Raw genomic sequence first — 25999 nt, forward strand, 5'->3', positions numbered from 1 at the left:
CATACGGTGCTACAACCAGAGATTCAATCGACACCGCAAGTTGCAGCGCCGAATTAACGTTTGGCCGATGGGCGAACCAGCGCCATTCTGCTAAAAAGCGTTGAACCTTTTGCTCCCGCCCTGGACACAAATCACAAGGGGAATTGTAGCCTGTGTACCGCCGCGCCGGCCTTTCGCGGACAATAACGCTTGCCGTCGCGCTGTTATGGGCAGCGGTTTCGGCGAGTGCTTTTGCGCGCGAGTTCCGCACCGCCGACACCCAGAATGAAGACTATCCGACGGTCCAGGCGCTGAATTACATGGACCGCCTGATCGCCGAACGCACCGGCGGCCGGCACCGCATCGTGGTCTTCCATTCCCGCCAGCTCGGCGAGGAAAAGGAGACGCTGGAGCAGACCCGGGCCGGTGCCATCGATCTGAACCGGACCAATGTCGCGCTGATCGGGACCATGGTGCCGTCCGTGAACGTGCTGGCGATGCCGTTCCTGTTTCGATCACATGAGCACCTGCAGCATGTGCTGGACGGGCCGATCGGCAACGAGATCCTCAATAGTCTCGAGGCCCACGGCTTCGTCGGGCTCACCTTCTACGATTCCGGCGGCCGCTCGATCTATAACAGCGTGCGCCCGGTGCGTTCGCTCGACGACGTCAAGGGGTTGCGGCTGCGTGTGCAGCAATCCGAACAGATGTCGGATATGATCCGCGCGCTCGGCGCCCAGCCGGTCGAGATGGCCTACGGCCAGGTGCTGACCGGGCTTGCCAACCGGCTGATCGACGGCGCCGAGAACAACTGGCCGTCCTTCGTCACCACCGGCCACTACAAATACGCCGGCTATTACACATTGACCCAACACACCGTGAGCCCCGAAGTGCTGGTGATGTCGCTCAAGGCCTGGGCCAGCCTCTCGCCCGATGAGCAGATCATCTTCCGCGACGCCGCGCAGCGCTCCAGCCTTTACATGCGCGAGAAGTGGCGGGATCTCGAGGAGCGCTCGCGCAAGCAGGCGGAGCTCGCGGGCGTCCAGGTCGTGACCGACTTCGACCGCAAGCCGTTCGAGGCGGCGATGGCCGGCATCTATGCCAAGGCCGAGCGCGATGCGGCGATCGCAGCGCTGATCGAACGCATCCGCAACGTGGAGTGACCGGATCTTGGACGCACCCCAACAGGACGGGATGATGCGACGGCCGGCGGCCTTCGGACCGCAGGGCCGCTTCCGTATCGTCCAGTTGCTGCGTGCGGTGCCGATCCGCTGGCGCATCCTCTCGATCGCGCTGCTCAACTCCGCGGTCGTGATCGTGCTCGCGGTGCTGATCTGGAACGGCTCGAAGGTGCTCGGCTCGGCCTGGGATGATGTCCGCCAGGTGCGGGAATCCGACAAGATCCTGGCCAAGCTCGAAAGCGAGACCAGCCGGCTGCAGAACCTGATCCATCGCTACATCAACCAGCCGAGCCCGGACCTGTTCGCGGAAATCCTGCTGCTGCGCGAGGCCGTGCTCGGCACACTGACCAACCGCGCCTCGACCGACCCGATGCTGTCCGGCTCGGTCGAGCAGCTCGAGCGCGCCACCAGCCGCTTCCTCGACGGCTTCGGCGAATTGCGCACCTTGCAGACCAAGATCTCCAAGACCTATGACGAGCAGGTGCTGACGCCGACCAAGGACATGGCCGGGCTGTATTCGATCATCGAGGGCGCCACCGGCCATCGCGACGCGCTGATCTGGCCCGCGCTCGGCAAATCGCGCGAGGCGTTCACCTCGCTCTTGGTCGCCGCCAATGCCTACTACCTCTCGCTGGCCTCCTCGTCGGCCGAGGAAGCCCGCCGCAACATCGATACGATCGAGAAGACGATCCCGGTCATGACAGATCTCGCCGAGAACGATCTGCAGCGCATGGCGCTGGCGCGGCTCAAGGTCAAGACCGCCGAGCTGCGCGACGGGCTCGGCAAGCTCAGCGAACAGCTCACCAACCGCACCGATCTGCTGCGCAACTCGATCGACGCCAGCCAGGCCGACGCGATCGGCGCGATCGACGATCTCTCGGTGAAGATGCGCCAGCGCGAGCAGAAGGCGCAGGAGACGTTCGACAAGACGCTGACGTCGATCTCGCGCCGGGTGCTGTCGATCGCGGTGATCTTCCTCGGCGTCATCATGTCCGCCGGCGTGATGATCGCATTGTCGATCCGGCTGCCGCTGGCGCAGATCATGGCCGCGATGCGCACCATCACCTCGGGCGATCTCGACCGGCCGGTGCAGGGCACATCGGCCAAGGACGAGGTCGGCGCGATGGCGCGTGCGGTCGAGGTGTTCCGCGAGAATGCGATCGCCAAGCGCAAGACGGAGGACGAGCTGCGCACCGCCAAGGAGAAGGCCGAGAGCGCGCTGCTCGAGCTCAACACCGCGCAGCAGAACCTGATCGATGCCGAACGCCTCGCCGCGCTCGGCGGCCTCGTTGCCGGCGTCGCCCACGAGGTCAACAATCCGATCGGCATCAGCCTGACGGTTGCCTCGAGCTTTGCCCGCCGCAGCGAGATGTTCGAGAATGATTTGAAGACCGAGCCGCTGCGCCGCTCCAGGCTCGACGACTTCGTGCGCGCCTCGCGTGACGCATCGCAGCAACTGGTCTCGAACCTGCAGCGCGCCGGCGAGCTGATCCAGTCGTTCAAGCAGGTCGCGGTCGACCGCTCGCATGCCGAGCGCCGCCAGTTCTCTCTCGGCGAATCCACCGACCAGATCGTGGCGAGCCTGCGGCCGGTGCTGAAGAAGGCTGCGATCGCGCTGTCCGTCGATGTGCCCGACGGCTTGCTGATCGACGGCTATCCCGGCGCCTATGGCCAGATCTTAACCAATCTTTTCCTCAACGCCGTCAATCATGCCTTCGCCGACGGCCGCTCCGGCAACATCACGATCTCGGCGCGCGGGCGCGGCGCTGACGATGTCGAGATCATCTTCGCAGACGACGGGGCTGGCATGACGCCGGACGTGCAGCGACAGGCGTTCGACCCGTTCTTTACGACGCGCCGCAACGAAGGTGGTACGGGCCTCGGCCTCCATATCGTCTATAACCTCGTCACCCAACAGCTCGGCGGACGCATGATGCTGGAGTCAAGGGTAGGACAAGGCACCACTTTTCGCATTATCATGCCCAGGATCGCCAAGGGGGCAGCCAAGGGCGAGCCCACGATCACTGACGCAGCAGCCGACGGAACCAGTCAATGGCCGAACAGGACGATGTCCTCCAACTGATCGACGACACCGAGAGCCCCCCGGAGGACTCGTCGGCCCGCAAATGGAAGATCGCCGTGATCGACGACGATCACGCCGTCCATGAGGGCACCCGTTTTGCATTAAGCGACTACAATCTGAACGGCGCGACGCTGGAGATCCTCTCCGCCTACTCTGCGGCCGAAGGCCGCCCGCTGATGCGGGACAATCCCGACATCGCGGCCGTGCTGCTCGACGTCATCATGGAGACCGACGTCGCCGGCCTCGAGCTCGTCGAATACATCCGCAACGAGATCAGGAACGAGACCGTCCGCATCATCCTGCGCACCGGCCAGCCCGGCCAGGCGCCGGAGCGGCGCGTCATCGTGCAGTACGACATCAACGACTACAAGGCGAAGACCGAGCTCACCGCCGACAAGCTGTTTACCTCGCTGACCGCCGCGCTGCGCAGCTACCAGCAGCTCGAGCGCATGGTGCAGACGCGGCGCGGGCTCGAGATCATCATCGACGCCGCCTCGACGTTGTACGACTTCAAATCGATGCAGCGGCTGGCCGAGGGCGTGCTGACGCAGCTCGCCTCGCTACTCAATGTCGATTGCGCCGGCATTCTCGTGCTGCGCGACGACGGCAATGCGGCCGCATGTGATTTCTCGGTGCTGGCCTGCTCGGGCTGCTACAGCCGCTTCATCGGCACCACCTCCTCGAAGGCGCTCGATGCCGATCTGCGGCACATGGTCGAGGAAGCCTTCCAGCGCCGCAAGAACGAGTTCGCCGACCACCGCAGCGTGCTCTATTCGCGCACCGGCTCTGGCCGCGAGGTCGTGGTGCTGCTGCAGGCCGAGCGCCAGCTCTCCGACACCGATCGTGCGCTGGTCGAGATCTTCTCGAGCCGGCTGTCGATCGCGTTCGACAACGTGATCCTGTACCAGCAGCTGCACGAGGCCAACACCCAGCTCGAGGACCGCGTCGCGCAGCGCACCCGCGCGCTGATGCAGGCCAACCGGCGGCTGTCGGCGCAGTGGCTGCGGCTGCAGCGCGCCAACGGCTTCAAGAACGAGATCCTCGGCACCGTCGCCCACGACTTGAAGAATCCGCTCGGCGTTATCCTCGGCCGCACCGAGATGCTGACCGAGCTGATCGGCGCCGGCTCGCCGAAGGAGAACGTCACCTCGCAGGTCGAGCACATCCGCGATGCCACCAAGCGGCTGACCTCGATGGTCGATCACCTGATCTCGGATGCGATGGCGGACGCCTTCGACATCACCATCCGCCGCGAGCCAGTCGACGTCGCGGCCCTCGTCAACGAGGTCACCGAGGCCAATCTGCCCTCGGCCGTCAACAAGCAGCAGAGCATCTCGGTCTCAGGGCCGCAGCACTTCGTCACGATGTGCGACGCCGACCGGATCCGCGAGGCGATCGACAACCTCGTCAGCAACGCCATCAAATACTCGCCGATCGGCGGAAAGATCACGGTCACGGTCAGCCACGAGGGCGACGACACGGTGATCCGGATCGCCGACCAGGGCCCCGGCCTCAGCCCCGAGGATCTCGGCCGGCTGTTCGGCCGGTTCCAGCGGCTGTCGGCCAAGCCGACCGCGGGCGAGAGCTCGACCGGCCTCGGCCTTTCCATCGTCAAGCGTATCATCGACATGCATGGCGGCCATGTGACCGCACAGAGCCCGGGCCCCGGACAGGGGTCGACCTTTACGGTTACACTGCCGGCGACAGAGACATGAACCAGAACCCGCATATCTTCATCGTCGACGACGAGGCGCCGGCCCGCGAGATGGTCGGCGATTACCTCAAGATGCACGGCTTCGGCGTGACGCTGTGCGACGGCGGCAAGAGCCTGCGCAAGGAGATCGAGAGCAGCACGCCCGATCTCGTGGTGCTGGACCTCAACATGCCCGAGGAAGACGGGCTGTCGATCATTCGCGACCTCAAGAGCAAGATCAACGTCCCCGTCATCATGCTGACAGCTACTGCCAGCCCGATCGACCGGGTGGTCGGGCTCGAGCTCGGCGCCGACGATTACGTGGCCAAGCCCTGCGAATTGCGCGAGCTGATGGCGCGCATCCGTTCGGTGCTGCGGCGGAGCGGGCCTGCGAAATCAGCCGCGCCGGAACCGGCAAGCGCGAAGGCCGAAAAGGAGCAGCTGGTGCGGTTCGGCACCAAATGGCTCGACCTCGAGGCCCAGGCACTGCGCGACGACGAGGGCAATGAGCACCCGCTGACCGCCTCCGAGTTCGGCCTGCTCAAGGTGTTCGCGGCCAACCCGAAACGCGTGCTGTCGCGCGAGCGGCTGCTGGAACTCGCCAATGCGCGCGACGCCGAAGCCTTCGACCGCGCCGTCGACCTCCGCATCATGCGCATCCGCCGCAAGATCGAATTCGATCCGACCAAGCCATCCGTGATCCGGACCATCCGCGGCGGCGGCTACCTGTTCTCGCCGACCGGGGATAAGGCTTAGCTCTTCCGATGCCGTCTCCGTCATCCTGAGGAGCCGCGAAGCGGCGTCTCGAAGGATGCACGGCCCGGCTGGTGGCCGTCGATCCTTCGAGGCTCGCCCAGCGGCGCAATTGCGCCGCAAGGCTCGCACCTCAGGATGACGGGACGACGTCTGTACGTCCTCCTCGAATCCATCGAATTCGTTGTGCGGCACACCCGGAATCCACACACGTAAGGCTGTCATTCTCCGCAAAAATCCCTAAGTTTCGGCCATGCCGAAAACAGCCTCCAAAGACCCCGCCAAGCCCGCTCCGAAGACCGCCCCCAAGCCCGTCGCCGCCAAAGCCGCGGCGAAGGGCGACCACGTCTTTCTGGTCGATGGTTCGTCCTACATCTTCCGCGCCTACCACGCGCTGCCGCCGCTCAACCGCAAGTCCGACGGGCTGCAGGTCAACGCCGTGCTCGGCTTCTGCAACATGCTGTGGAAGCTGCTGCGCGACATGCCGGAGGACAACCGGCCGACCCATCTGGCGATCGTGTTCGACAAGTCGGAGATCACGTTCCGCAACAAGCTCTATCCGGACTACAAGGCGCACCGGCCGCCGGCGCCCGACGATCTGATCCCGCAATTCGCGCTGATCCGCGAGGCGGTGCGCGCCTTCGACCTGCCTTGCCTGGAGCAGGCGGGCTTCGAGGCCGACGACCTGATCGCGACCTATGCGCGGCAGGCCAATGAGCGCGGCGCCAGCACGACCATCGTGTCGTCAGACAAGGATCTGATGCAGCTCGTCACCGACAAGGTCGTGATGTACGACACGATGAAGGACCGCCGCATCGGCATCCCGGAGGTGATCGAGAAATTCGGCGTGCCGCCGGAGAAGGTCGTCGAGGTGCAGGCGCTGGCCGGCGACTCCACCGACAACGTGCCCGGCGTGCCCGGCATCGGCATCAAGACCGCGGCCCAACTGATCATCGAGTATGGCGATCTCGATCAGCTCTTGTTCCGCGCCACCGAGATCAAGCAGCCGAAGCGCCGCGAGGCGCTGCTCGAGAACGCCGAGAAGGCGCGGATCTCGCGCCAGCTGGTGCTGCTCGACGACAAGGTCGATCTCGAAGTGCCGCTCGACGACCTCGCCGTGCACGAGCCCGACTCGCGCCGGCTGATCGCCTTCCTCAAGGCGATGGAGTTCACCACCCTCACCCGCCGCGTCGCCGACTATGCGCAGATCGATCCGGCCAATGTCGATGCCGATCCCGGCAACAAGAGCGGCGCGAGCGTGTTCTCGCCGCTGCCGCCGTCGGACGTGACGCCGGCGCCGGGCGACGCACCGACAGCCGGCGCGGCGCCACCTGCGAAGGCCAAGCCGACCGGCGCGCGCGACGACAAGAACTCCAACCGCAAGGGCACGCCGGCGACGCTGGCCGAGGCCCGTGGCGAAGCGATCCGCAAGACCGGCTTCGACCGCAAGGCGTATCAGGCGATCGGCAGCCTCGATCAGCTCAACGCCCTGATCGCGCGCGCGCACGACACCGGCTATCTCGCGATCGAGGCGATGTCGGAATCGATCGACCCGATGCAGGCCGAGCTGTCCGGGCTGGCATTCGCCGTGGCGCCCAACGATGCCTGTTATATCCCGCTCGGCCATAAGGAGCCCGGCGGCGGCGCTGGCCTGTTCGATGCCGGCCTCGCCCCCGGGCAGCTTAAGACCGCCGATGCGCTGAAGGCGCTGAAGCCGCTGCTGGAGTCCGCCGGCATCCAGAAGGTCGGCTTCAACGTCAAGTTCACCTCGGTGACCTTGGCGCAGCACGGCGTCACGCTGCGCAACATCGATGACGCGCAGCTGATGTCCTACGCGCTCGATGCCGGCCGCGGCTCGCACGCGCTGGAGGCGCTCGCCGAGCGCTGGTTTGGCCATGCCGTCGTCAATTACGGCGGCCTCATCGGCAGCGGCAAGGGCAAGCTGACCTTCGATCAGGTCACGATCGACAAGGCGACCGAATATGCGGCCGAGAGCGCCGACGTGATCATGCGGCTGTGGCGCGTGCTGAAGCCGCGCCTCGTCGCCGAGCGGATGACGACGGTGTACGAGACGCTGGAGCGGCCGCTGGTCTCGGTGCTGGCGCGAATGGAGCGGCGCGGCATCTCGATCGACCGCCAGGTGCTCTCGCGCCTCTCGGGCGATTTCGCCCAGACCGCGGCGCGGGTCGAAGCCGAGATCCAGGAGATCGCCGGTGAGCCGGTCAATGTCGGCAGCCCGAAGCAGATCGGCGACATCATCTTCGGCAAGATGGGATTGCCCGGCGGCAGCAAGACCAAGACCGGCGCGTGGTCGACCACCGCGCAGGTGCTCGACGAACTCGCCGAGCAGGGCCACGAATTCCCGAAGAAGATTTTGGAGTGGCGTCAGGTCTCCAAGCTGAAATCGACCTACACCGACGCGCTGCCGACCTACGTCAACCCGCAGACCCATCGCGTGCACACGACCTACGCGCTGGCCGCGACCACGACGGGCCGGCTGTCGTCGAACGAGCCGAATTTGCAGAACATCCCGGTTCGCACCGAGGACGGCCGCAAGATCCGCCGCGCCTTCATCGCGACGCCGGGCCACAAGCTGGTGTCGGCGGACTACTCACAGATCGAACTGCGGTTGCTCGCCGAGATCGCCGACGTGCCGGTGCTGCGCCAGGCATTCCGCGACGGGCTCGACATTCACGCCATGACGGCGTCCGAGATGTTCGGCGTGCCGATCAAGGACATGCCGAGCGAGGTGCGCCGCCGCGCCAAGGCGATCAACTTCGGCATCATCTACGGCATCTCGGCGTTCGGCCTTGCCAACCAGCTCGGCATCGCGCGCGAGGAAGCCTCGGCCTACATCAAGAAATACTTCGAGCGCTTCCCCGGCATCCGCGCCTATATGGACGAGACCAAGGACTCCTGCCGCCGCAACGGCTATGTGACGACACTGTTCGGCCGTAAGATGTACTACCCCGACATCAAGGCCTCCAACGCCTCGGTGCGTGCCTTCAACGAACGCGCCGCGATCAATGCCCGCCTGCAGGGTACCGCGGCCGACATCATCCGCCGCGCCATGATCCGGGTCGAGGACGCGCTCACCGAGAAGAAGCTCTCGGCGCAGATGCTCTTGCAGGTGCATGACGAGCTGATCTTCGAGGTGCCCGACGGCGAGGTCGCAGCGACGCTGCCGGTCGTGCAGAAGGTGATGCAGGACGCGCCGTTCCCGGCCGTGATCCTGTCGCTGCCGCTGCAGGTCGACGCGCGGGCGGCGAACAATTGGGACGAGGCGCATTAGCGGCTCAAGATCGGGGCTAGCGGACGGTGGTCGCTCGTTGGTGAAGTAACGCGATCGCCGCCTATCGCATCCGCTCCAAGTTAGGTGAGCACGGCAGACAGGCTCCCTCCCCCCTTGCGGGGGAGGGTGGGGAGAGGGGTGTTGCACGACGTGCTCTCGAGATGAGCTTCAGTGACGCGCGGTTCAATGTTGCACGAGCCGCGCGCCCATTACTCATCTCGCCCGGGGCTACCCCTCTCCCCACCCTCTCCCGCAAGGGGAGAGGGTGCCTGACAGATGTGCTCACCTCACTTGCGTGTGCGATCAGCCGTTCGCTGCCACGACATCCACATTGCTCCGAGAGCAATTCCAGCATGGCTTGGCATCAGACGACACGCTAGAAGTGTGTGCATCCCCTCGCGAGACCCATCATGCCCCATACATCCGCCCTGCTCGGCTTTGCGCTCGTCTGCCTCGGCATGGTGCTGACGCCGGGACCGAACATGATGTACCTGATCTCGCGCTCGATCACGCAAGGGCCGGCGGCCGGCATCGTTTCGCTCGGCGGCGTCGCGCTCGGCTTCGTGTTCTACATGCTGTGCGCGGCGTTCGGCATCACCGCACTGCTGTTTGCGATTCCCTACGCCTATGACGCGCTGCGCTTCGCGGGTGCCGCCTATCTGCTGTGGCTGGCGTGGCAGGCCGTGAGGCCCGGCGGCCGCTCGCCGTTCCAGGTCAAGGCGCTGAAGGTCGACGGCCCGCGCAAATTGTTTGCGATGGGTTTCCTCACCAATCTGCTGAATCCGAAGATCGCGATGCTTTATCTCGCGCTGCTGCCGCAGTTCATCGATCCCGCCGGCGGCAGCGTGCTGACGCAGTCGCTTGCGCTCGGCTCGATCCAGATCGTGATCAGCGTCAGCGTCAACGCGATGATCGCACTCGCCGCGGGCTCGATCGCGGTGTTCCTCGGCACCCGCCCGACCTGGCTGCTGGTGCAGCGCTGGCTGATGGGCACGGTGCTCGCAGGGCTTGCGATGAAGATGGCGCTCGAGGCAAGGAGAGCGTGACTTGCTTGCCTCTCCCGCTTGCGGGGGAGGCCGACGCGCGAAGCGCGGCGGGTGGGGGCTCTCTCCAGAATTTCGACAGTCGTTACGCGGCAACACCCCCACCGCGGCCCTCCCCCGCAAGCGGGAGAGGGAGAAAAGTTCAATCCAGCTTCGCCTCCATCCCGCGCTTTGTCGCGGGGCGGGCCATCAGCGTCTCGTACCAGCGCTTGACGTTGGGGAAGTCGGCCAGATCGACCTTGTGGCGCGGATGGCGCCAGGCCCAGCCAAGGATGGCGAAGTCGGCCACCGAGAGATCGCCGGCGACGAAGTCGCGCCCGTCGAGCCTGCGGTCCAGCACGCCGTAGAGCCGCCGCGTCTCGGCCATGTAGCGCTTCAGGCCGTAGGCGCGGTCCTGCTCGTTTTCCAGCGCGATGAAATGATGCACCTGGCCCGGCATCGGGCCGAAACCGCCCATCTGCCACATCAGCCACTCATAGACCGGGATCCGCTCGGCCAGCGGCTTCGGCAGGAACTTGCCGGTCTTCTCGCCGAGATAGAGCAGGATCGCGCCGGACTCGAAGATACTGACCGGCTTGCCGCCGGGACCATCGGGATCGACGATCGCCGGGATCTTGTTGTTCGGGCTGATCGCGAGGAAGGCAGGCGCCATCTGCTCGCCCTTGCCGATATTCACCGGGATCACCTTGTAGGGCAGCCCCATTTCCTCCAGCGCCACCGAGATCTTGCGGCCATTCGGCGTGTTCCAGGTGTGCAGCTCGATGGTCATTTCCGCTTCCCTCGCAAGTGTTTGGCCAAATGTTTAGCCGAGTGGTTGGCCAAGCGTTTGGGCCTGCTTACGGGGATCGAGACGGCCGCACAACCGCACTTTCCGGAAAGCCCGCCCGCAGAAATCGCGGCGTGGGCGCTGTTGACGGCCCGATTTCCACGCTGGAATGTGCCGGTCAGCGTGGATAGATTGCCGCCCGCCTCAAACCCTCAAGGGAAAAAGTCTTTGTCCAAATCAGCCTCCCGCGCCCGCCTCGCCGAGATCATCCGCAAGCGTTCGTTCGGCCGCGGCGAGATCACCTTGGCGTCGGGCCGCAAGAGCGACTTCTATTTCAACCTGAAGCCGACGATGCTCGATCCCGAAGGCGCGGCGCTGCTCGCCGAGCTGACCTATGAGGCGCTGAAGGACGACAAGCTCGATTTCGTCGGCGGGCTGGAGATGGGCGCGGTGCCGCTCGCCGGCGCCATCGCGCAGCTGTCCTGGCTGAAGGGTCATCCGATCGCCGCGTTCTTCGTGCGCAAGAAGCCGAAGGAGCACGGCGCGAAGCTTTCAGTCGAAGGGCTCGCCAAAGGCGAGAGTCTGGCCGGCAAGCGCATCGTGATCGTCGAGGACGTCACCACGACAGGCGGCTCGGCGCTAAAGGCGGTGGAAGCGGTGCGCGAGGCCGGCGGCGAGATCGCACTGGTCTTCACCATGGTCGACCGCGAGGAAGGCGCCACCGAGACCTTCGCCGAAGCCGGATTGCAATTCCGCGCGCTCTACAAGGCCGGCGAGTTCCTGAAGGACTGACGGTCTCTCTTCTCCCTCGCCCCGTCCTCTCGGGGAGAGGGTTGGGGTGAGGGCTGTCTCCACAAGCCGCGAAGGCGGTGAGACCTGTACCCCCTCACCCGGATCGCATCTCGCGATGCGACACAGCCGAAGCTCTGCTTCGGCGTGCTTGAGAATGGCCGCCGAAGGCGGCCGACGCCTCTCCCCGCAAGCGGGGCGAGGTGAAGAGAAGTCCGCGTGATCCCGCCTTCTTCTTGTGACGTCGTCACGCCCAATCAATCGCTCGTTTACCATCCCACCGTAGGGTGAATCCGCCGGGGCACCTTGCCGCCGCGGCGCGTCGGGTGGAGTTGGCGTTGCGTACAGAGTTGAGTGATCGGCGTATGCGGCGCCGCGTGATGCTTGTCGCCGCAGCCTTTGCGGGTTCCGTCCTGGTCGTGCCCGCTCCCGTCTCAGCCGAAGGGCTGTTCGACTTCTTCTTCGGTGGTTCCCAGAAGCAGCAGGGCCGGCAGGCCCCGCCGCAGGCCAATTTCTTCGCCGATCCGTTCGGTCTCAACCAGCAGCCGGAACGGCAGACATCCGCCCCCGCCTCGGCACCGCGGGTGGCCGGTTCCGGACCGGCCTATTGCGTGCGCACTTGCGACGGCAAATATTTTCCGCTGACCATGCGCGGCAACGCGACGCCCGCGCAGCTCTGCCAGGCCTTCTGTCCGGCGAGCGCGACCAAGGTCTATTACGGCAGCCACATCGACAGTTCCGCATCGAGCACCGGCGAGCGCTACGCCGACAGCGAAAACGCCTTCGCCTATCGCAAGGCGCTGCGCGCCGACTGCACCTGCAACGGCCGCGACCCGGCGGGGCTCGCGCCGGTCGACCTCACGCTCGATGCCTCGCTGAAGGCCGGCGACGTGATCGCGACCACCGACGGCCTCGTCGCCTATACCGGCGTTCGCCTGGGCAACGAGCAGTCGTTCGACTTCACGCCGGTCGCCTCCTATCCCGGATTGACCGCAGCGGTGCGCGCGCGGCTCGGCGAAATGAAGGTCGCGCCCGTCAGCGCCGAGCTCGCCAGCGATGCGCCGTTGCCGGAGACGAGAAGCGATGTCGCGCCGCCTGCGCCGTCATCCGTTGTGCCGAAGGGCAACGCGGCAAAGTCCGGCAAGCGGGCCGAGGCGAATTAACGGGCGTCAGCCGTCATTCCGGGATGGTGCGTAAGCACCAGACCCGGAATCTCGAGATTCCGGGTTCGATGCTTCGCATCGCCCCGGAATGACAGCGCAACAACAAATCAGCGCGCCACGATCACGCCGATCACGTTCGGCGCTGCCATGTACTTCTCCTCGATCGCGGCGCGCGCGGCGGCGCGGTTCTCCGGATTGAGGATGCCGCGCTTCTCGGCGAGGATCATCCAGCAATAGCCCCACCAATCCGTCAGCATGCCGTGGTCGTCGACCAGGTCGTAACCCTGCTCGGCGGCGAACAGGCGCGCATGCGCCTCGTCAAGCGAGTCGAGCCAGGCGTGATCCTCGAGCGAAAACAGCTCGTCGCTGAAATCATCCGTGGTGTAGCCCCAGATCGACATGCAGACCGCGTTGAACTCGCGGTCGAGCTGGTCGTCGTCGATCGGCTGGCGCCGCGAGGCCAGATGCAGCCGCGACAGTGAGCGGGCGAAATCCGCGATGCGGGTGAGAGCGAACTGATCGAAGGCGATGGTGGACATGTAGTCCTCGCGGAGGCTGGGAGACCCTAGATATTGTATCGGCACAGCGCCGAATCATAATGATATATCAAAGACTTGCTAAAGTGTTCTTAATTCGTTCCAACGATCGACGCAGACACATCCGAGACTCTCCCCGTCTAGTAGGGGCACCAAATTTTGGAGAACCGGGAATGAGACTGCGAGCGGCGATCCGGAGAGCAATTGAGCTTGGTCAGTCGACGGGAAACATCACATTCGATCAGCTCAACGAGCTGCTGCCGTCAGCGACGACGACGCCCGAGGACATCGAAGCGGTCATACAAGCGCTGAGCGATGAGGGAATAAACCTCATTGAGAATGACCAATCGTAACCGAATTGGAGCGCGGAGAAGTTCGAGAACCGTCGCACGTCCTGGCTTTCGCCAGGACGACGATGTGGCGCGACCGAGCATCATCGCTCTGTCACGCATATGCCGGCCCCCAAAGCAATTCGGGCCGCTGACTAGGTCAGCGGCCCGTTGAAAATTGCTTCGGAATGAAATGCGTCGGAGCTAAAAAATGTGCCCGCCCCACGGGCGACAGGTGTGGTTGTAAAGAACTTCTTAAGTTCTGAGAATCCGTATCACCACGGTGTTCCCGATTCGCGAGAAAACGCGCTGCGCGGCGGCTCAATTCGCCGCGGACAGCAGCTTGTCGCCGCAGGCATTCGCATAGAACTTGCCGCCGCATTGCCGCTTGATCGCGGCACAGCGCGCGGCCGGCGATGCGTTCTGCGCCACGCTGAAGCCGCACGTCAGGCCGTCAGCGCTGCGGCCCGGTTTGCCCGCCGCATAGGCTGCGCTGGTCGCCGTGATGCACACGACGAGCAATGCCGCGGCCGCGATCTCGATCAATAGCCTCATCACGCATCCTCCGCTAAATTGTCGCAAAATCTCGCGTTTCGCAGCCCGATCGTAGACCCGCACGGGCTTCTCCGGAAGGTTCCCGAAGCGGCCCGGTCCTTGCATAAAATCACGGCAGCGCCGGTGTATGGGTATCGTTCCGGTTTCGATTGCCGTGCAAGGCGCGTATCATTGCGCTGGAGTGTGATCGGAAAATCGCGGGAACCGGATTTCCGGGGCACCACACTCGAACAAGGAGACGAGATCATGCTGCATGCCGTCGCATCATGGTCCGTTTAAACGGCAGGGATTGGGCGCGTTGCAGGAACAGACAAACTACCCGGCATTGAACCAGCCGATCGACGAACTGGCGCTGACCGAGGTCAAGGGCGCGATCCTGGCCAAGCTGCGGCTTGCGATCGGCAAGGACGCCACCGTTGCGACCAGGCGCGACTGGTACAAGGCGGCGGCGCTGGCGCTGCGCGACCGCATCGTGCACCACTGGCTGACGGCCGAGAAGCAGACCTACGATGCCGGAGCCAAGCGCGTCTATTATCTCTCGCTCGAGTTCCTGATCGGCCGCCTGTTCACCGACGCGCTGAACAATATGGGGCTGCTGCCGCTGTTCGAGGCGGCGCTCGGCGACCTCGGCGTCGATCTCTCGGATCTGCGCAAATGCGAGCCGGATGCGGCGCTCGGCAATGGCGGCCTCGGGCGGCTCGCGGCCTGCTTCATGGAGAGCATGGCGACGCTGGCGATCCCGGCGACCGGCTACGGCATCCGCTACGATTTCGGCCTGTTCCGCCAGATCATGAACCAGGGCTGGCAGCAGGAATATCCCGATGAGTGGCTCGCCTTCGGCAACCCCTGGGAATTCCAACGACCGGAGGTGGTCTACAACATCCATTTCGGCGGCCATGTCGAGCATGTCGACGAGCGCGGCCGCGACCGCGCCACCTGGCATCCGGCGGAAACCGTCGAGGCGATGGCCTACGACACGCCGATCGTCGGCTGGCGCGGCCAGCACGTCAACGCGCTTCGGCTGTGGTCGGCGCATGCGCCCGATCCGCTCAAGCTCGACGTCTTCAACACCGGCGACTACGTCTCGGCCAGCGCCGAGCAGGCGCGCGCGGAGGCGATCTGCAAATTCCTCTATCCGAACGACGAGAGCGCGGCGGGCCGCGAGCTGCGGCTGCGCCAGGAATATTTCTTCGTCTCGGCCTCGTTGCAGGATCTCGTGAACCGGCATCTCGCCTCCGACGGCGGCCTGCGCAACCTCGCGCAGAAGGCGGCGGTGCAGCTCAACGACACCCATCCGAGCCTTGCCGTCACCGAGCTGATGCGCATCCTAGTCGACCTGCACAATTTCCGCTGGGACGAGGCCTGGAAGATCACGGTCGCGACGCTGTCCTACACCAATCACACGCTGCTGCCGGAGGCGCTCGAGACCTGGCCGGTCGAATTGTTCGAGCGGCTGCTGCCGCGGCATCTCGAGATCATCTACCGCATCAATGTGGCGCATCTCGCGCTCGCCGAGGAGCGCTTCCCCGGCGACATCGAATACCGCGCCTCGGTGTCGCTGATCGACGAGCGCAGCGGCCGCCGCGTGCGCATGGGCCAGCTCGCCTTCGTCGGCTCGCACCGCATCAACGGCGTCTCCGCGATGCATTCCGACCTGATGAAGGAGACCGTGTTCCACGATCTCCACCACCTCTACCCCCAGCGCATCACCAACAAGACCAACGGCATCACCTTCCGCCGCTGGCTGATGCTGGCCAATCCGCGGCTGACCGCGCTGCTGCGCGAGACCTGCGGCGAGGCCGTGCTCGACGACTTCTCGCTGCTCGAGCGGCTCGAGGCCCATTCGAGCGACCTCGAATTCCAGAAGCGCTTCCGCGACGTCAAGCATCACAACAAGCTGGCGCTGGCCCGGCTGGTCAACGAACGCAACCACATCAAGCTCGACCCGTCGGCGCTGTTCGACGTGCAGATCAAGCGCATCCACGAATACAAGCGGCAGCTGCTCAACATCCTGGAGACGATCGCGCTCTACCACGCGATGAAGGACAATCCAGGTGCGAACTGGGTGCCGCGCGTCAAGATCTTCGCGGGCAAGGCGGCGGCGAGTTACCGCTACGCCAAGCTGATCATCAAGCTGATCAACGACGTCGCCGAGATCGTCAACAATGACGCTTCGCTCGGCGGCAAGCTGAAGGTCGCCTTCCTCGCCGACTACAATGTCAGCCTCGCCGAGGTGATCATCCCTGCCGCCGATCTCTCCGAGCAGATCTCGACCGCCGGCATGGAAGCCTCCGGCACCGGCAACATGAAGCTCGCGCTGAACGGCGCGCTGACCATCGGCACGCTCGACGGCGCCAATATCGAGATCCGCGACGCGGTCGGACCCGAGAACATCGCGATCTTCGGGCTCGAGGCCGGCGACGTCATGGTCCGCCGCAAGCAGGGGCTCGATGCCAGCGACGTGATCCGCAAATCGCCGCGGCTCGAGCGCGCGATCCGCGCCATCGAGAGCGGCGAGTTCTCGCCGGGCGATGCCGCGCGCTTCGCCTCGATCGGGCATGCGCTGCGCTACCTCGACCACTACATGGTCTCGGCCGATTTCGATTCCTACTATGACGCGCAGCGTAGCATCGACGCGCGCTGGCAGGTGCCCCCGGCCTGGACCCGCGCCTCGATCCTCAACGTGGCGCGCATGGCGTGGTTCTCCTCCGACCGCACCATCCGCGAATATGCCGAGGACATCTGGCACGTGCCGGTGCATCCCAGCGCCTCGCCGCAACTCGGCAGCCAGCGCGAGGCGAAGGGATAATCCCGGGGCACGGAAATCGATTACGTCCGACATCATTGAATTCGGCGCGACAGCCCGCGATATTGCCAGTGAACCTCACGCCGTCATTGCGAGGAGCGCAAGCGACGAAGCAATCCATGGGTCCGCAGATGCGGGGCGATGGATTGCTTCGCTTCGCTCGCAATGACGGCGGCGCATTTTTTCGATCCAAGGATTTACATGCTCACCAAGACCCCGCACCTCTTCGATGAAGCCACCGCCGTGACCGCCGGCGACAGCCGCTGGCAGGGACGCACCAGCCCGGACTACTGGGCGTTCGTCGGGCCGTTCGGCGGCTGCACGGCGGCGACCATGCTGCGCGCGTTGATGCAGCATCCGCAGCGCGCCGGCGATCCGCTGGCGCTGACCGTCAATTACTGTGCGCCGGTCGCCGAGGGCGTGTTCGAGCTCGATGTCCGTCTGGTCAAGGCCAACCGCTCGAGCCAGCACTGGTCGGTCGAGATGACGCAAGGCGGCGGCGAGGTCGCGACCTTGGCGACCGCCGTGTTCGCCGAGCGACGACCGTCATGGTCGCATCAGCCGGCGGAGTTTCCCGGCGCGGTGCCGTTCGAACAGTTGCGGTCCTATCCCAAGCTCGCGATGACCTGGGCCAACCAGTACGATTTCCGCTTCGCCGAGGGCGAGCCGAAGTTCGGCGGCGGCGCCGCGACCGAGCCGTCGAGCCCCTATTCGAAGCTCTGGATCGCCGACCGCATGCCGCGCAAGCTCGACGCGCTGTCGCTGATGTCGATGTCGGATGCGTTCTTCGGCCGCGTCTTCCATGCGCGGCACGAGCTGGTGCCGTTCGGCACGGTGTCGCTGACGACCTATTTCCATGCGGATGCGGCTGATCTCGACGCCGAGGATACCACCCGCGTGCTGGCCACAGCCGACGCAAAGACCTTCCACAAGAGCTACGGCGACCAGCACGGTGAATTGTGGTCGCCCTCCGGCCGCCTGCTCGCGACCACGACGCAGATCGCCTATTTCAAGGCGTAGGCGTTTCGAGCGGATCGACTACCGGCTCGCGTCACGCGTAGCCAAATATCCACATTGGTCTGCTGGGACCGGATTGCCTATTTCAAGGGTTGGGGGAACATTGCCGCGTCGCTTCTGTTCCAGCCTTTGGAATCACTGGCCTTTGGGAGCACTGCCGCATGTCCGAAGCCGACACTTCAAAGCCCTCACGCATCGCGCTGCTTGGCGTTCCCATCGAGATCGGCGCGTCGCAGCCCGGTCCGCTGATGGGACCGGATGCGCTGCGCACCGCGGGCATCGCGCGCCTGCTCGAGCAGCTCGACTTCCAGGTCGACGACCACGGCAACCTTGCGATCCCGGCCGTCGTTGCCGACGGTCCGGTGCCGGCCAACACCAAATTCTATGACGAGGTGAAGACCTGGACCCGCACGCTCTCCGAGCGCGCCTACTGGCTGGCGCATTCCGGCGCGATCCCGATCTTCATGGGCGGCGATCACTCGCTGTCGATGGGCTCGATCAACGGCGTCGCGCGCTACTGGCAAGAGAAAGGCCGGCCGCTGTTCGCGCTGTGGGTCGACGCGCATGCCGACTACAACACGCCGGCCACCACCATCACCGGCAACATGCACGGCATGTCGGCGGCCTTCCTGTGCGGCGAGCCCGGCCTCGACGATTTGCTCGGCGGGCTGCCGCGCGCCACGATCCCGCCGGATCAGCTCGACCTGATCGGCACGCGCTCGGTCGATCCGCTGGAGCGCAAGCTGCTGCGGCAGCGCAACGTCTCCATCGCCGACATGCGCCAGATCGACGAGTTCGGCGTCGCCGTGCTGACCCGCCGCGTCATCGACCGGGTCAGGGCGAAGAACGGCGTGCTGCATGTCTCGTTCGACGTCGACTTCCTCGATCCGGCGGTGGCTCCCGGCGTCGGCACCACGGTGCCGGGCGGCGCGACCTATCGTGAGGCCCATCTGATCATGGAGCTGCTGCACGATTCCGGGCTGGTGCGCTCGCTCGATATCGTCGAGCTCAATCCGTTCCTCGACGAGCGCGGCCGCACCGCCCGCGTCGCGGTGGAGTTGATCGGCAGCCTGTTCGGCCTGCAGATCACGGACAGGCAGACGCCGAGCAACGCGGTGTTGCCGGAGATGGGCGAGTAGCGGACATCGGAGCGCGCACCGCCCCCTGCCCCGTCACCCTGAGGAGCCCGCAAAGCGGGCGTCTCGAAGGGTCGACGGCCACCAGCCGGGCCGTCCATCCTTCGAGACGCGCTACGCGCTCCTCAGGATGACGGGGAAATATCGCGGCGCGTCGTACAACATGGAGGTTAAACAAAAAGGCGGCCACGAAGGCCGCCTTTTCCAATCGCGTCTCGCTTGCGCGGATTACTCCGCCGCGAGCTTCACTTCCGGCGCGGCGGCGCGGACTTCGGCGTCGACTTGCGCTTCGAACTTGGCGAAGTTCTTCTGGAACATGCCGACCAGCGCACGCGCGGTCTTGTCGAACTCGACCTTGTCGGCCCAGGTCTTGATCGGATCGAGGATGTGCGGCTCGACACCCGGCAGCGAGGTCGGCACCGCGAAGCCGAAATACTTGTCGGTGCGGAAATCGGCGTTGCGCAGGCTACCGTTCAGCGCCGCGGTGAGCAGCGCGCGCGTCACCTTGATCGGCATGCGGCGGCCGGTGCCGTACTTGCCGCCGGTCCAGCCGGTGTTGACCAGCCAGCAATCGACATTGTGCTTGGCGATTAGATCGCGCAGCATGTTGCCGTAGACCGACGGATCGCGCGGCAGGAACGGCGAACCGAAGCAGGTCGAGAATTCGGGCTGCGGCTCGTTGCCGAGACCGCGCTCGGTGCCCGCGACCTTCGCGGTGTAGCCGGACAGGAAGTGATACATCGCCTGCGCCGGCGTCAGCTTGGCGATCGGCGGCATCACGCCGAACGCGTCGGCGGCGAGCATCACCACGTTCTTCGGTTGCGGCGCGCAGCCGGTGCGCGAGGCGTTCGGAATGAAATCGAGCGGATAGGCCGAGCGGGTGTTCTCGGTCTTCGAGCCGTCGTCGAAGTCAGGCACGCGGTCGCGCTCACCGAGCACGACGTTCTCCAGCACCGCGCCGAAGCGCTTGCTGGCAGCGTAGATTTCCGGCTCGGCTTCGCCGGAGAGCTTGATGCACTTGGCGTAGCAGCCGCCTTCGAAATTGAAGACGCCGTCCTCGCTCCAGCCATGCTCGTCGTCGCCGATCAGCGTGCGCTTGGGATCGGCCGACAGCGTGGTCTTGCCGGTGCCGGACAGGCCGAAGAAGATCGCGGTGTCGCCGTCGGGCCCGACATTGGCCGAGCAGTGCATCGGCATCACGCCCTTCTCGGGCAGATAGAAGTTCAGAGTGGTGAACACGCTCTTCTTCATTTCGCCGGCATAATAAGACCCGCCGATCAGGACGATCTTGCGGGCGAAATCGATCGCGACGACGTTCTCCGAGCGCACGCCGTGACGTTTCGGATCGGCGCGAAAGCTCGGCAGATCGATGATCGTCAGTTCCGGCACGAAGCCCGCGAGCTCCGACGTCTCGGGACGAATGAGCAGCGTGCGGATGAACAGCGAGTGCCAGGCGAGCTCGGTGAAGACGCGCGTCTTGATGCGATGCTTCGGATCGGCGCCGCCATAGAGATCCTGCGCGAACAGCGTCATGCCTTCGGCATGCTTGAGGAAGTCGGCATACAGCGTTGCGAACTGCTCGGAGGTGATCGACTGGTTGCCAGCCCACCACATGCTCTTGTCGGTCAGGCCGTCGCGAACCGTGAACTTGTCCTTCGGGCTGCGGCCGGTGAACTCACCAGTATCCGCGCAGAGCGCGCCATCGGCCGAGAGCACCGCTTCGCCATTGCGCAACGAATGCTCGTAGAGCTGCGGCGCACCATAGTTCCAATGCACGCCCTTGAGATTTTTTAAGCCGAATTTGTCGGCGCCGAAGGCACCGTTATGCACGCCCGTCTCTTGCACGAAGAACCTCCTCGAACCCGCGTATCCTTGTTCGCGCGAATGTCGCTAGTCGCGCCCCGTCGCGGTGATGACCGTCATCAGAATATAGCCTCTCGGCCCCGGTCCGGCGACCTAATAGTGGGGATCGCCGGGCTTGCCAAGCCAGTCGAACGGCTTTTGGTTTATTCCAACGCGGGCACATCATCTGGCGCAAATACCGCAGCGCGAAACGCTTTCGCTTTGCTTTCGCTTTCGCATTGTTTTCGCGGCGATCGGGCGACGTTTCGTCGTCTTTCCCGCTGCGAACGAGGCCTTGCGATGCACAAAGAGTGCCAGCGATCGGCGTGCGCATGCGTTGATTGTTGCATAAAACAAGGGGAATGCCGGGTATGCGTTTCGCGCTGAGGATGTGTCGTTGAAATGGACTGCCGCGAGTTGACGCTGCGCTGCACTGCCGAGCATGTCGCCCACGATCGTGTTGCACGCGGATAGCACCATCTGCTCGGCGTTGAGCATTCGGTTGAGCTCAACATGCCGTCGTCGAAGCTGGATAACTTCAATGCGCGGCATCGGCGAATGTTCCGCAACGCTCCTTGCACATGGCGCAACAAGTCGCCGGCCGTCACGATCGATGGTAACGCAACCAGCACCTGACGCCTGCGCGTCGTCGCGGCTTAGATCTCGCAATCCCACTGATTTTCCGATGCAGCAGCACCGGAGAGTCTCGCATCCGCGTCGAGCCCATCAGCGATGACGCGACGCGCCGGCGCGAAATGATCGCGCTATCAGAGACCACCGCACTCGGCCCGGCGAAGGCGCAGGGAGCCGCGCCGTGCGACACCATGCCTCGCCGGGCGCAGCGCCACCTTCGGTGTGGGCAGCAAATGCTGCCCTATCCCCTCTTATCCTTTGGCGCGGGCCTCGCCGGCGAGTCGGACCAGCATTTTGCGCAGCTCGGTGCCGTTGCTGACCCGCTCGGGGAAATCCAGCCGCAGCGTGGCGCGGCCGGCCTGCATGTCCATGCCGTCGGGATCGCAGCCGGTGCAGAGCCAGTCGGCACTGTCCGCGCCGAGCAGCCGCGTGGCGTAGAGATTCATCGCCTCGCGGTGGTCCTCATTCATATGCGCCACCGCGCCGGGCTCGGCCTCCAGCAGCGAATCGGCACCGCCGAGATCGGTCAGAAACTGCGCCGGCTTGAGGTCGACGATGCGGCCGAACCCCGCGACCAGATGGGCGCCGCCCGGCCGGATCACGAAGAACGAAAAATCCTTAAACTCCACAAAGGCTTCCGCCGATGGATGGGCAGCAAGGTAGCGCCGCTCCGCGAGCTCGCGCTCGGCATCGGCGACCTCCTCCGCCCGCCCCGCCAGCATGATCCGGGCGCCTTCCAGCGGGTCGCCCTCGGCGCGCTCGTCCAGCATCAGCGACACACGGCTGTCGGCCAGGATGTTCTTCGTGTGCAGCGCCAGCCGGGAAATCAGCAGGATCGGCGAGCCGTCGGGGTGGCTGGCGAGGTTGACCAGCGAGCAATAGGGATCGCCGGACCCGGCCATCAGCGTCGCGAGCGCGCCCTGGCGACTGCGGCGCAGCAGCGAGCGGACAAGGTGGGCAGGATCGAAGTCGGCGGTCGGTTGCATGGGCCTATCGGGTCATTTTGGGGCGAATCGGGCGGTTCCCTTTGAAAAAAGGGCCTTTTCTCACGGTCTCAGGGTGCTATATGGGGGTCCAACGCGTGGGTCGCAGAGCGTTTTTTGCGGAACTCGGTCACACTTCAGCCTAGCTTGCATTGCTCGTTGACCGCGTTCGAAGCCCAATTCCACGGCGCGACGCCAGAGTGCCCGCCGTTTAAGCCACTCTCATTGTGAAAGCAGCTCATGCCCACAATCGCCTTGGTCGACGACGACCGCAACATTCTCACTTCGGTCTCGATCGCGCTTGAAGCCGAAGGCTATCGCATCATGACCTACACGGACGGTGCGTCGGCGCTGGATGGGTTTCGTACGTCGCCGCCCGATCTTGCGATCCTGGATATCAAGATGCCGCGCATGGACGGCATGGAAACGCTGCGCCGGCTGCGCCAGAAATCCGACCTGCCGGTGATCTTCCTCACCTCCAAGGATGAAGAGATCGACGAATTGTTCGGCCTGAAAATGGGCGCCGACGATTTCATCCGCAAGCCGTTCTCGCAGCGCCTCCTGGTCGAACGCGTCAAGGCCGTGCTCCGCCGCGGCCAGCCGAAGGATCCGACCGCCGCGCCGAAGGAGCCGGACGCCCGCGCACTCGACCGCGGCCTGCTGCGGATGGATCCGGAGCGCCACACCTGCACCTGGAAGAACGAGCCGGTGACGCTGACCGTGACCGAATTCCTGATCCTGCAGGCGCTCGCCACCCGCCCCGGCGTGGTGAAGAGCCGCAACGCGCTGATGGACGCGGCCTATGACGACCAAGTCTATGTCGACGACCGCACCATCGACAGCCACATCAAGCGGCTGCGCAAGAAGTTCAAGGTGGTCGACGACGACTTCGAGATGATCGAGACGCTGTACGGCGTCGGCTATCGCTTCAAGGAAGCCTGATCTGCGCCTCCCGGGCGGCTTGTTAACTGACAGGCTGCGCACGGCTGGGGTAAGCTCGGGCAACCATCTGCTTCGCGGGACGACATCCATACCAACCGGCAGCTTTGCCAGTGCTTGATCGAACGCAGCTCGAGCAGGGCCTGAATACCGAGGACGCCTCGCAGCTCCTCGATCAAGAGGCCGTGGCCGACGATCTGGCGCGGGACAAGGGCTGGCGCCGGCCGCTCGGCTGGCCGCGCCGCGCCGGTCAGTTCTTCTTCGCGCTATCGTTCTCGAGCTTGACGCGCCGCATCGTCTCGCTCAACCTCGCCGGCCTCGTCGCCCTCGTCGCCAGCATCCTCTATCTCTCGCAATTTCGCGCCGGCCTGATCGAGGCGCGCACCCAGAGCCTCCTGGTCTATGCCGAGATCATCTCGGAGGCGATCGCGGCATCCGCGACCGTCGAAGGCAACACCGTCACCATCGATCCGGACCGGCTGCTCGACCTCAAGCCCGGCGAGAGTTTCGGCCAGCCGGATGAATCGGCAGACTTCCCGATCAATCCCGAGCGCGTCGCGCCGACCCTACGCCGTTTGATCGCGCCGACCAAGACGCGGGCCCGCATCTTCGACCGCGACGGCGGGCTGATCCTCGACAGCCGCAATCTGTTCGCGCGCGGCGACGTGCTGCGCATGGAGCTGCCGCCGCCGTCCGAGAAGCCGTCGCTGTATGAGAAGACCAAGGCCACGATCAAGACCTGGCTCAACCGCGGCGACCTGCCGATCTACCGCGAGCTCGGCCCCGAAGGCGGCAAGGGTTATTCCGAAGTCGCGCAATCGCTCGAGGGCATGAAGGGCAGCGCGGTACGCGTCACCGACCGTGGCGCGATCATCGTGTCGGTTGCCGTTCCGGTGCAGCATTTCCGCGCCGTGCGCGGTGCATTGATGCTGACCACGCAGGGCGACGACATCGACCAGCTGGTGATGTCCGAACGCCTCGCCATCCTCAAGATCGGCGGGGTCGCGTCCGCCGTCATGATCATGCTGTCGCTGCTGCTCGCAAGCACGATCGCAGGCCCGGTGCGGCGGCTCGCCGAAAGCGCCGAGCGCGTCCGTCACCGCATCCAGACCCGCGTCGAGATTCCCGACTTCACCGGACGCCGCGACGAGATCGGGCATCTCTCGGGCGCGCTGCGCGACATGACCAATGCGCTCTACAGCCGCATCGAGGCGATCGAGATGTTCGCCGCCGACGTCGCCCATGAGCTGAAGAACCCGCTGACCTCGCTGCGCTCGGCGGTCGAGACGCTGCCCTTGGCGCGCAACGAGAACAGCCGCGCGCGGCTGCTCGCCGTGATCGAGCATGACGTCAAGCGGCTCGACCGCCTGATCTCCGACATCTCGGACGCCAGCCGGCTCGACGCCGAAATGCAGCGCCAGGACATGGCGCCGGTCGATCTGCGCCGGCTGCTGACCACCTTGACCGGCGTCGCCAACGAGACGCGGCTTGGCCACGACGTCGCCGTCGAAGCCCGCTTCGAGGGCCGCGGACCGACCGATACGCTCTCGGTGCCCGGCCATGATTCCCGGCTCGGCCAGGTGATCTCGAACCTGCTGTCGAACGCGCAATCGTTCTCCAAGCCGGGCGACAAGGTGCGCATCGTCTGCCGCCGCACCCGCGGCGAGGTCGAGATCGTGGTCGACGACGACGGGCCCGGCATCGGCGAGGACGCGCTGGAGCGGATCTTCGAGCGCTTCTACACCGATCGGCCGCACCAGGGCTTCGGCCAGAACTCCGGCCTTGGGCTCTCGATCTCCAAGCAGATCATCGAAGCGCATGGCGGACGCATCTGGGCCGAGAACCGGCCGGGCCCTGCGGACGAAGACGGCAATCCCACCGTGGCCGGCGCTCGTTTCGTGGTCAGGCTGCCGACACTATGAGCGACAATTCAAGCGTGCACGCATCCGCCGTTCTGGTCGGCGAGCGTGCGGTGCTGATCCGCGGCCCGTCGGGCGCCGGCAAGTCGCGCCTCGCCTTCGAACTGATTCTCGCCGGGCGCACCGGAGCGCTCCCGCCGGCCATTTTGGTGGGGGATGACCGTGTCCATCTCGACACAGCCGGCGAACAATTGTGGGTTCGCCCGGCCCGGCAATTGGCCGGTCTGATCGAGATCCGGGGCCTCGGAATCCGCCATTGCCCGTTCGCGGACGAGGCCGTGGTCGGCTTGGTCGTCGACCTTGCCGCCGACGATGCCGAGCGGCTGCCGTCGCCCGAAGCGCTCAAGATCAGCCTAAATGGTGTTTCAATACCGCGAATTCCCGTGCCGGCCGGCTTTCAACCCCTGCCGCTGGTTGTCGCCGCGCTGACGACAACCTGAAAGTTCATGGTCCCGTAATCTTGCGGCCAATTGTGGGAAGGGAATTGGTAACCATATCACATCCACTATCGCGTCGGATTTTGCCGGCGCAGCCTCCCCTCTCTACCGCCAGGAACCGGGAG

At 65.1% G+C, this 25999-nt stretch carries 21 protein-coding genes; 15 read left to right on the top strand and 6 right to left on the bottom strand.

Annotated features, from left to right (window positions below; translation table 11 throughout):
• Positions 1–152 precede the first annotated feature (152 nt).
• The 6 genes from QDT69_RS29770 to QDT69_RS29795 all read left to right on the top strand — a co-directional run bounded on the left by QDT69_RS29770 (position 153) and on the right by QDT69_RS29795 (position 10027).
• Entirely contained in the window at positions 153–1142 is a 990-nt protein-coding gene (locus QDT69_RS29770; protein WP_279710037.1) for a TRAP transporter substrate-binding protein, read from the top strand.
• A 34-nt stretch (positions 1143–1176) separates the two neighbouring features.
• Complete coding sequence (locus QDT69_RS29775; protein WP_279710146.1) at positions 1177–3243, top strand: HAMP domain-containing sensor histidine kinase; 2067 nt, start codon at positions 1177–1179, stop codon at positions 3241–3243.
• Positions 3213–4958 (top strand): DUF3369 domain-containing protein, encoded by a 1746-nt coding sequence (locus tag QDT69_RS29780; RefSeq protein ID WP_279710038.1) that lies wholly within the window; start codon positions 3213–3215, stop codon positions 4956–4958. Before QDT69_RS29775 ends, QDT69_RS29780 begins: the two co-directional genes overlap by 31 nt.
• The gene (locus QDT69_RS29785; protein WP_050425909.1) at positions 4955–5692 is read left to right on the top strand and encodes a response regulator; all 738 of its coding nucleotides are present in this window, start codon (positions 4955–4957) and stop codon (positions 5690–5692) included. Before QDT69_RS29780 ends, QDT69_RS29785 begins: the two co-directional genes overlap by 4 nt.
• Before the next feature lie 250 nt (positions 5693–5942).
• Positions 5943–8981, top strand: a complete 3039-nt coding sequence (gene polA / locus QDT69_RS29790) for a DNA polymerase I (protein WP_279710039.1) — start codon at positions 5943–5945, stop codon at positions 8979–8981.
• 410 nt (positions 8982–9391) lie between these two features.
• Positions 9392–10027 carry a LysE family translocator gene (locus QDT69_RS29795; protein ID WP_279710040.1) on the top strand — a complete coding sequence of 212 codons (636 nt, stop codon included), beginning with the start codon at positions 9392–9394 and terminating at the stop codon, positions 10025–10027.
• 139 nt (positions 10028–10166) lie between these two features.
• Here QDT69_RS29795 and QDT69_RS29800 read toward each other — a convergent pair whose 3' ends face one another.
• The gene (locus QDT69_RS29800) at positions 10167–10793 is read right to left on the bottom strand and encodes a glutathione binding-like protein (RefSeq protein WP_106324250.1); all 627 of its coding nucleotides are present in this window, start codon (positions 10791–10793) and stop codon (positions 10167–10169) included.
• A gap of 225 nt (positions 10794–11018) precedes the next feature.
• On the opposite strand from QDT69_RS29800, the gene pyrE reads away from it, so the two are divergent.
• Positions 11019–11582, top strand: a complete 564-nt coding sequence (gene pyrE / locus QDT69_RS29805; protein ID WP_057019495.1) for an orotate phosphoribosyltransferase — start codon at positions 11019–11021, stop codon at positions 11580–11582.
• 377 nt (positions 11583–11959) lie between these two features.
• Positions 11960–12742 carry a DUF2865 domain-containing protein gene (locus QDT69_RS29810; protein ID WP_279710041.1) on the top strand — a complete coding sequence of 261 codons (783 nt, stop codon included), beginning with the start codon at positions 11960–11962 and terminating at the stop codon, positions 12740–12742.
• Between the two features lie 107 nt (positions 12743–12849).
• Here QDT69_RS29810 and QDT69_RS29815 read toward each other — a convergent pair whose 3' ends face one another.
• Entirely contained in the window at positions 12850–13281 is a 432-nt protein-coding gene (locus QDT69_RS29815) for a hypothetical protein (protein ID WP_074130459.1), read from the bottom strand.
• A gap of 170 nt (positions 13282–13451) precedes the next feature.
• Between QDT69_RS29815 and QDT69_RS29820 the strand changes: the two genes are divergently transcribed.
• Positions 13452–13631 (top strand): RNA polymerase sigma factor region1.1 domain-containing protein, encoded by a 180-nt coding sequence (locus QDT69_RS29820; protein WP_279710042.1) that lies wholly within the window; start codon positions 13452–13454, stop codon positions 13629–13631.
• Positions 13632–13928: 297 nt separating this feature from the next.
• On the opposite strand, the gene QDT69_RS29825 is transcribed toward QDT69_RS29820, so the two are convergent.
• Complete coding sequence (locus QDT69_RS29825) at positions 13929–14162, bottom strand: hypothetical protein (RefSeq protein WP_050426158.1); 234 nt, start codon at positions 14160–14162, stop codon at positions 13929–13931.
• 253 nt (positions 14163–14415) lie between these two features.
• Here QDT69_RS29825 and QDT69_RS29830 point away from each other — a divergent pair, with 253 nt between their 5' ends.
• From QDT69_RS29830 to rocF, 3 genes are all read left to right on the top strand, one after another.
• Positions 14416–16971, top strand: a complete 2556-nt coding sequence (locus QDT69_RS29830; RefSeq protein WP_279710043.1) for a glycogen/starch/alpha-glucan phosphorylase — start codon at positions 14416–14418, stop codon at positions 16969–16971.
• A gap of 198 nt (positions 16972–17169) precedes the next feature.
• Positions 17170–17988: a thioesterase family protein gene (locus QDT69_RS29835; protein WP_279710044.1), complete on the top strand. Its 819-nt coding sequence runs from the start codon at positions 17170–17172 to the stop codon at positions 17986–17988.
• Positions 17989–18146: 158 nt separating this feature from the next.
• Positions 18147–19124, top strand: coding sequence for an arginase (rocF, locus tag QDT69_RS29840; protein WP_279710045.1), 978 nt, complete (start codon positions 18147–18149; stop codon positions 19122–19124).
• Positions 19125–19349: 225 nt separating this feature from the next.
• Here rocF and QDT69_RS29845 read toward each other — a convergent pair whose 3' ends face one another.
• The 3 genes from QDT69_RS29845 to QDT69_RS29855 all read right to left on the bottom strand — a co-directional run bounded on the left by QDT69_RS29845 (position 19350) and on the right by QDT69_RS29855 (position 22582).
• Complete coding sequence (locus QDT69_RS29845) at positions 19350–20966, bottom strand: phosphoenolpyruvate carboxykinase (protein ID WP_279710046.1); 1617 nt, start codon at positions 20964–20966, stop codon at positions 19350–19352.
• Positions 20967–21146: 180 nt separating this feature from the next.
• Complete coding sequence (locus tag QDT69_RS29850; protein WP_279710047.1) at positions 21147–21515, bottom strand: hypothetical protein; 369 nt, start codon at positions 21513–21515, stop codon at positions 21147–21149.
• A gap of 332 nt (positions 21516–21847) precedes the next feature.
• Entirely contained in the window at positions 21848–22582 is a 735-nt protein-coding gene (locus QDT69_RS29855; protein ID WP_279710048.1) for a DUF2470 domain-containing protein, read from the bottom strand.
• Between the two features lie 237 nt (positions 22583–22819).
• Here QDT69_RS29855 and QDT69_RS29860 point away from each other — a divergent pair, with 237 nt between their 5' ends.
• The 3 genes from QDT69_RS29860 to QDT69_RS29870 all read left to right on the top strand — a co-directional run bounded on the left by QDT69_RS29860 (position 22820) and on the right by QDT69_RS29870 (position 25877).
• Complete coding sequence (locus QDT69_RS29860) at positions 22820–23521, top strand: response regulator transcription factor (RefSeq protein ID WP_016843287.1); 702 nt, start codon at positions 22820–22822, stop codon at positions 23519–23521.
• 110 nt (positions 23522–23631) lie between these two features.
• On the top strand, positions 23632–25440 hold the full coding sequence (locus tag QDT69_RS29865; protein ID WP_074130449.1) for a sensor histidine kinase: 1809 nt from the start codon (positions 23632–23634) through the stop codon (positions 25438–25440).
• Positions 25437–25877: an HPr kinase/phosphatase C-terminal domain-containing protein gene (locus tag QDT69_RS29870; RefSeq protein WP_279710049.1), complete on the top strand. Its 441-nt coding sequence runs from the start codon at positions 25437–25439 to the stop codon at positions 25875–25877. The genes QDT69_RS29865 and QDT69_RS29870 overlap by 4 nt, the downstream gene beginning before the upstream one ends.
• The last annotated feature ends 122 nt before the right edge of the window (positions 25878–25999 follow it).

Origin of the sequence: Bradyrhizobium sp. CER78, assembly GCF_029846235.1 — a bacterium.
Lineage (GTDB): Bacteria > Pseudomonadota > Alphaproteobacteria > Rhizobiales > Xanthobacteraceae > Bradyrhizobium.

Excerpts from the sequence above, each read along its gene's own strand:
- QDT69_RS29870 (WP_279710049.1), top strand. The coding sequence starts at position 25,437 with ATGAGCGACAATTCAAGCGTGCACGCATCCGCCGTTCTGGTCGGCGAG.
- QDT69_RS29800 (WP_106324250.1), bottom strand. The coding sequence starts at position 10,793 with ATGACCATCGAGCTGCACACCTGGAACACGCCGAATGGCCGCAAGATC.
- QDT69_RS29860 (WP_016843287.1), top strand. The coding sequence starts at position 22,820 with ATGCCCACAATCGCCTTGGTCGACGACGACCGCAACATTCTCACTTCG.
- QDT69_RS29785 (WP_050425909.1), top strand. The coding sequence starts at position 4,955 with ATGAACCAGAACCCGCATATCTTCATCGTCGACGACGAGGCGCCGGCC.
- QDT69_RS29820 (WP_279710042.1), top strand. The coding sequence starts at position 13,452 with ATGAGACTGCGAGCGGCGATCCGGAGAGCAATTGAGCTTGGTCAGTCG.
- QDT69_RS29825 (WP_050426158.1), bottom strand. The coding sequence starts at position 14,162 with ATGAGGCTATTGATCGAGATCGCGGCCGCGGCATTGCTCGTCGTGTGC.
- QDT69_RS29780 (WP_279710038.1), top strand. The coding sequence starts at position 3,213 with ATGGCCGAACAGGACGATGTCCTCCAACTGATCGACGACACCGAGAGC.
- polA (WP_279710039.1), top strand. The coding sequence starts at position 5,943 with ATGCCGAAAACAGCCTCCAAAGACCCCGCCAAGCCCGCTCCGAAGACC.
- QDT69_RS29855 (WP_279710048.1), bottom strand. The coding sequence starts at position 22,582 with ATGCAACCGACCGCCGACTTCGATCCTGCCCACCTTGTCCGCTCGCTG.
- QDT69_RS29815 (WP_074130459.1), bottom strand. The coding sequence starts at position 13,281 with ATGTCCACCATCGCCTTCGATCAGTTCGCTCTCACCCGCATCGCGGAT.
- QDT69_RS29830 (WP_279710043.1), top strand. The coding sequence starts at position 14,416 with ATGCCGTCGCATCATGGTCCGTTTAAACGGCAGGGATTGGGCGCGTTG.
- QDT69_RS29850 (WP_279710047.1), bottom strand. The coding sequence starts at position 21,515 with ATGCCGCGCATTGAAGTTATCCAGCTTCGACGACGGCATGTTGAGCTC.
- QDT69_RS29775 (WP_279710146.1), top strand. The coding sequence starts at position 1,177 with ATGCGACGGCCGGCGGCCTTCGGACCGCAGGGCCGCTTCCGTATCGTC.
- QDT69_RS29810 (WP_279710041.1), top strand. The coding sequence starts at position 11,960 with ATGCTTGTCGCCGCAGCCTTTGCGGGTTCCGTCCTGGTCGTGCCCGCT.
- QDT69_RS29795 (WP_279710040.1), top strand. The coding sequence starts at position 9,392 with ATGCCCCATACATCCGCCCTGCTCGGCTTTGCGCTCGTCTGCCTCGGC.
- rocF (WP_279710045.1), top strand. The coding sequence starts at position 18,147 with ATGTCCGAAGCCGACACTTCAAAGCCCTCACGCATCGCGCTGCTTGGC.
- QDT69_RS29835 (WP_279710044.1), top strand. The coding sequence starts at position 17,170 with ATGCTCACCAAGACCCCGCACCTCTTCGATGAAGCCACCGCCGTGACC.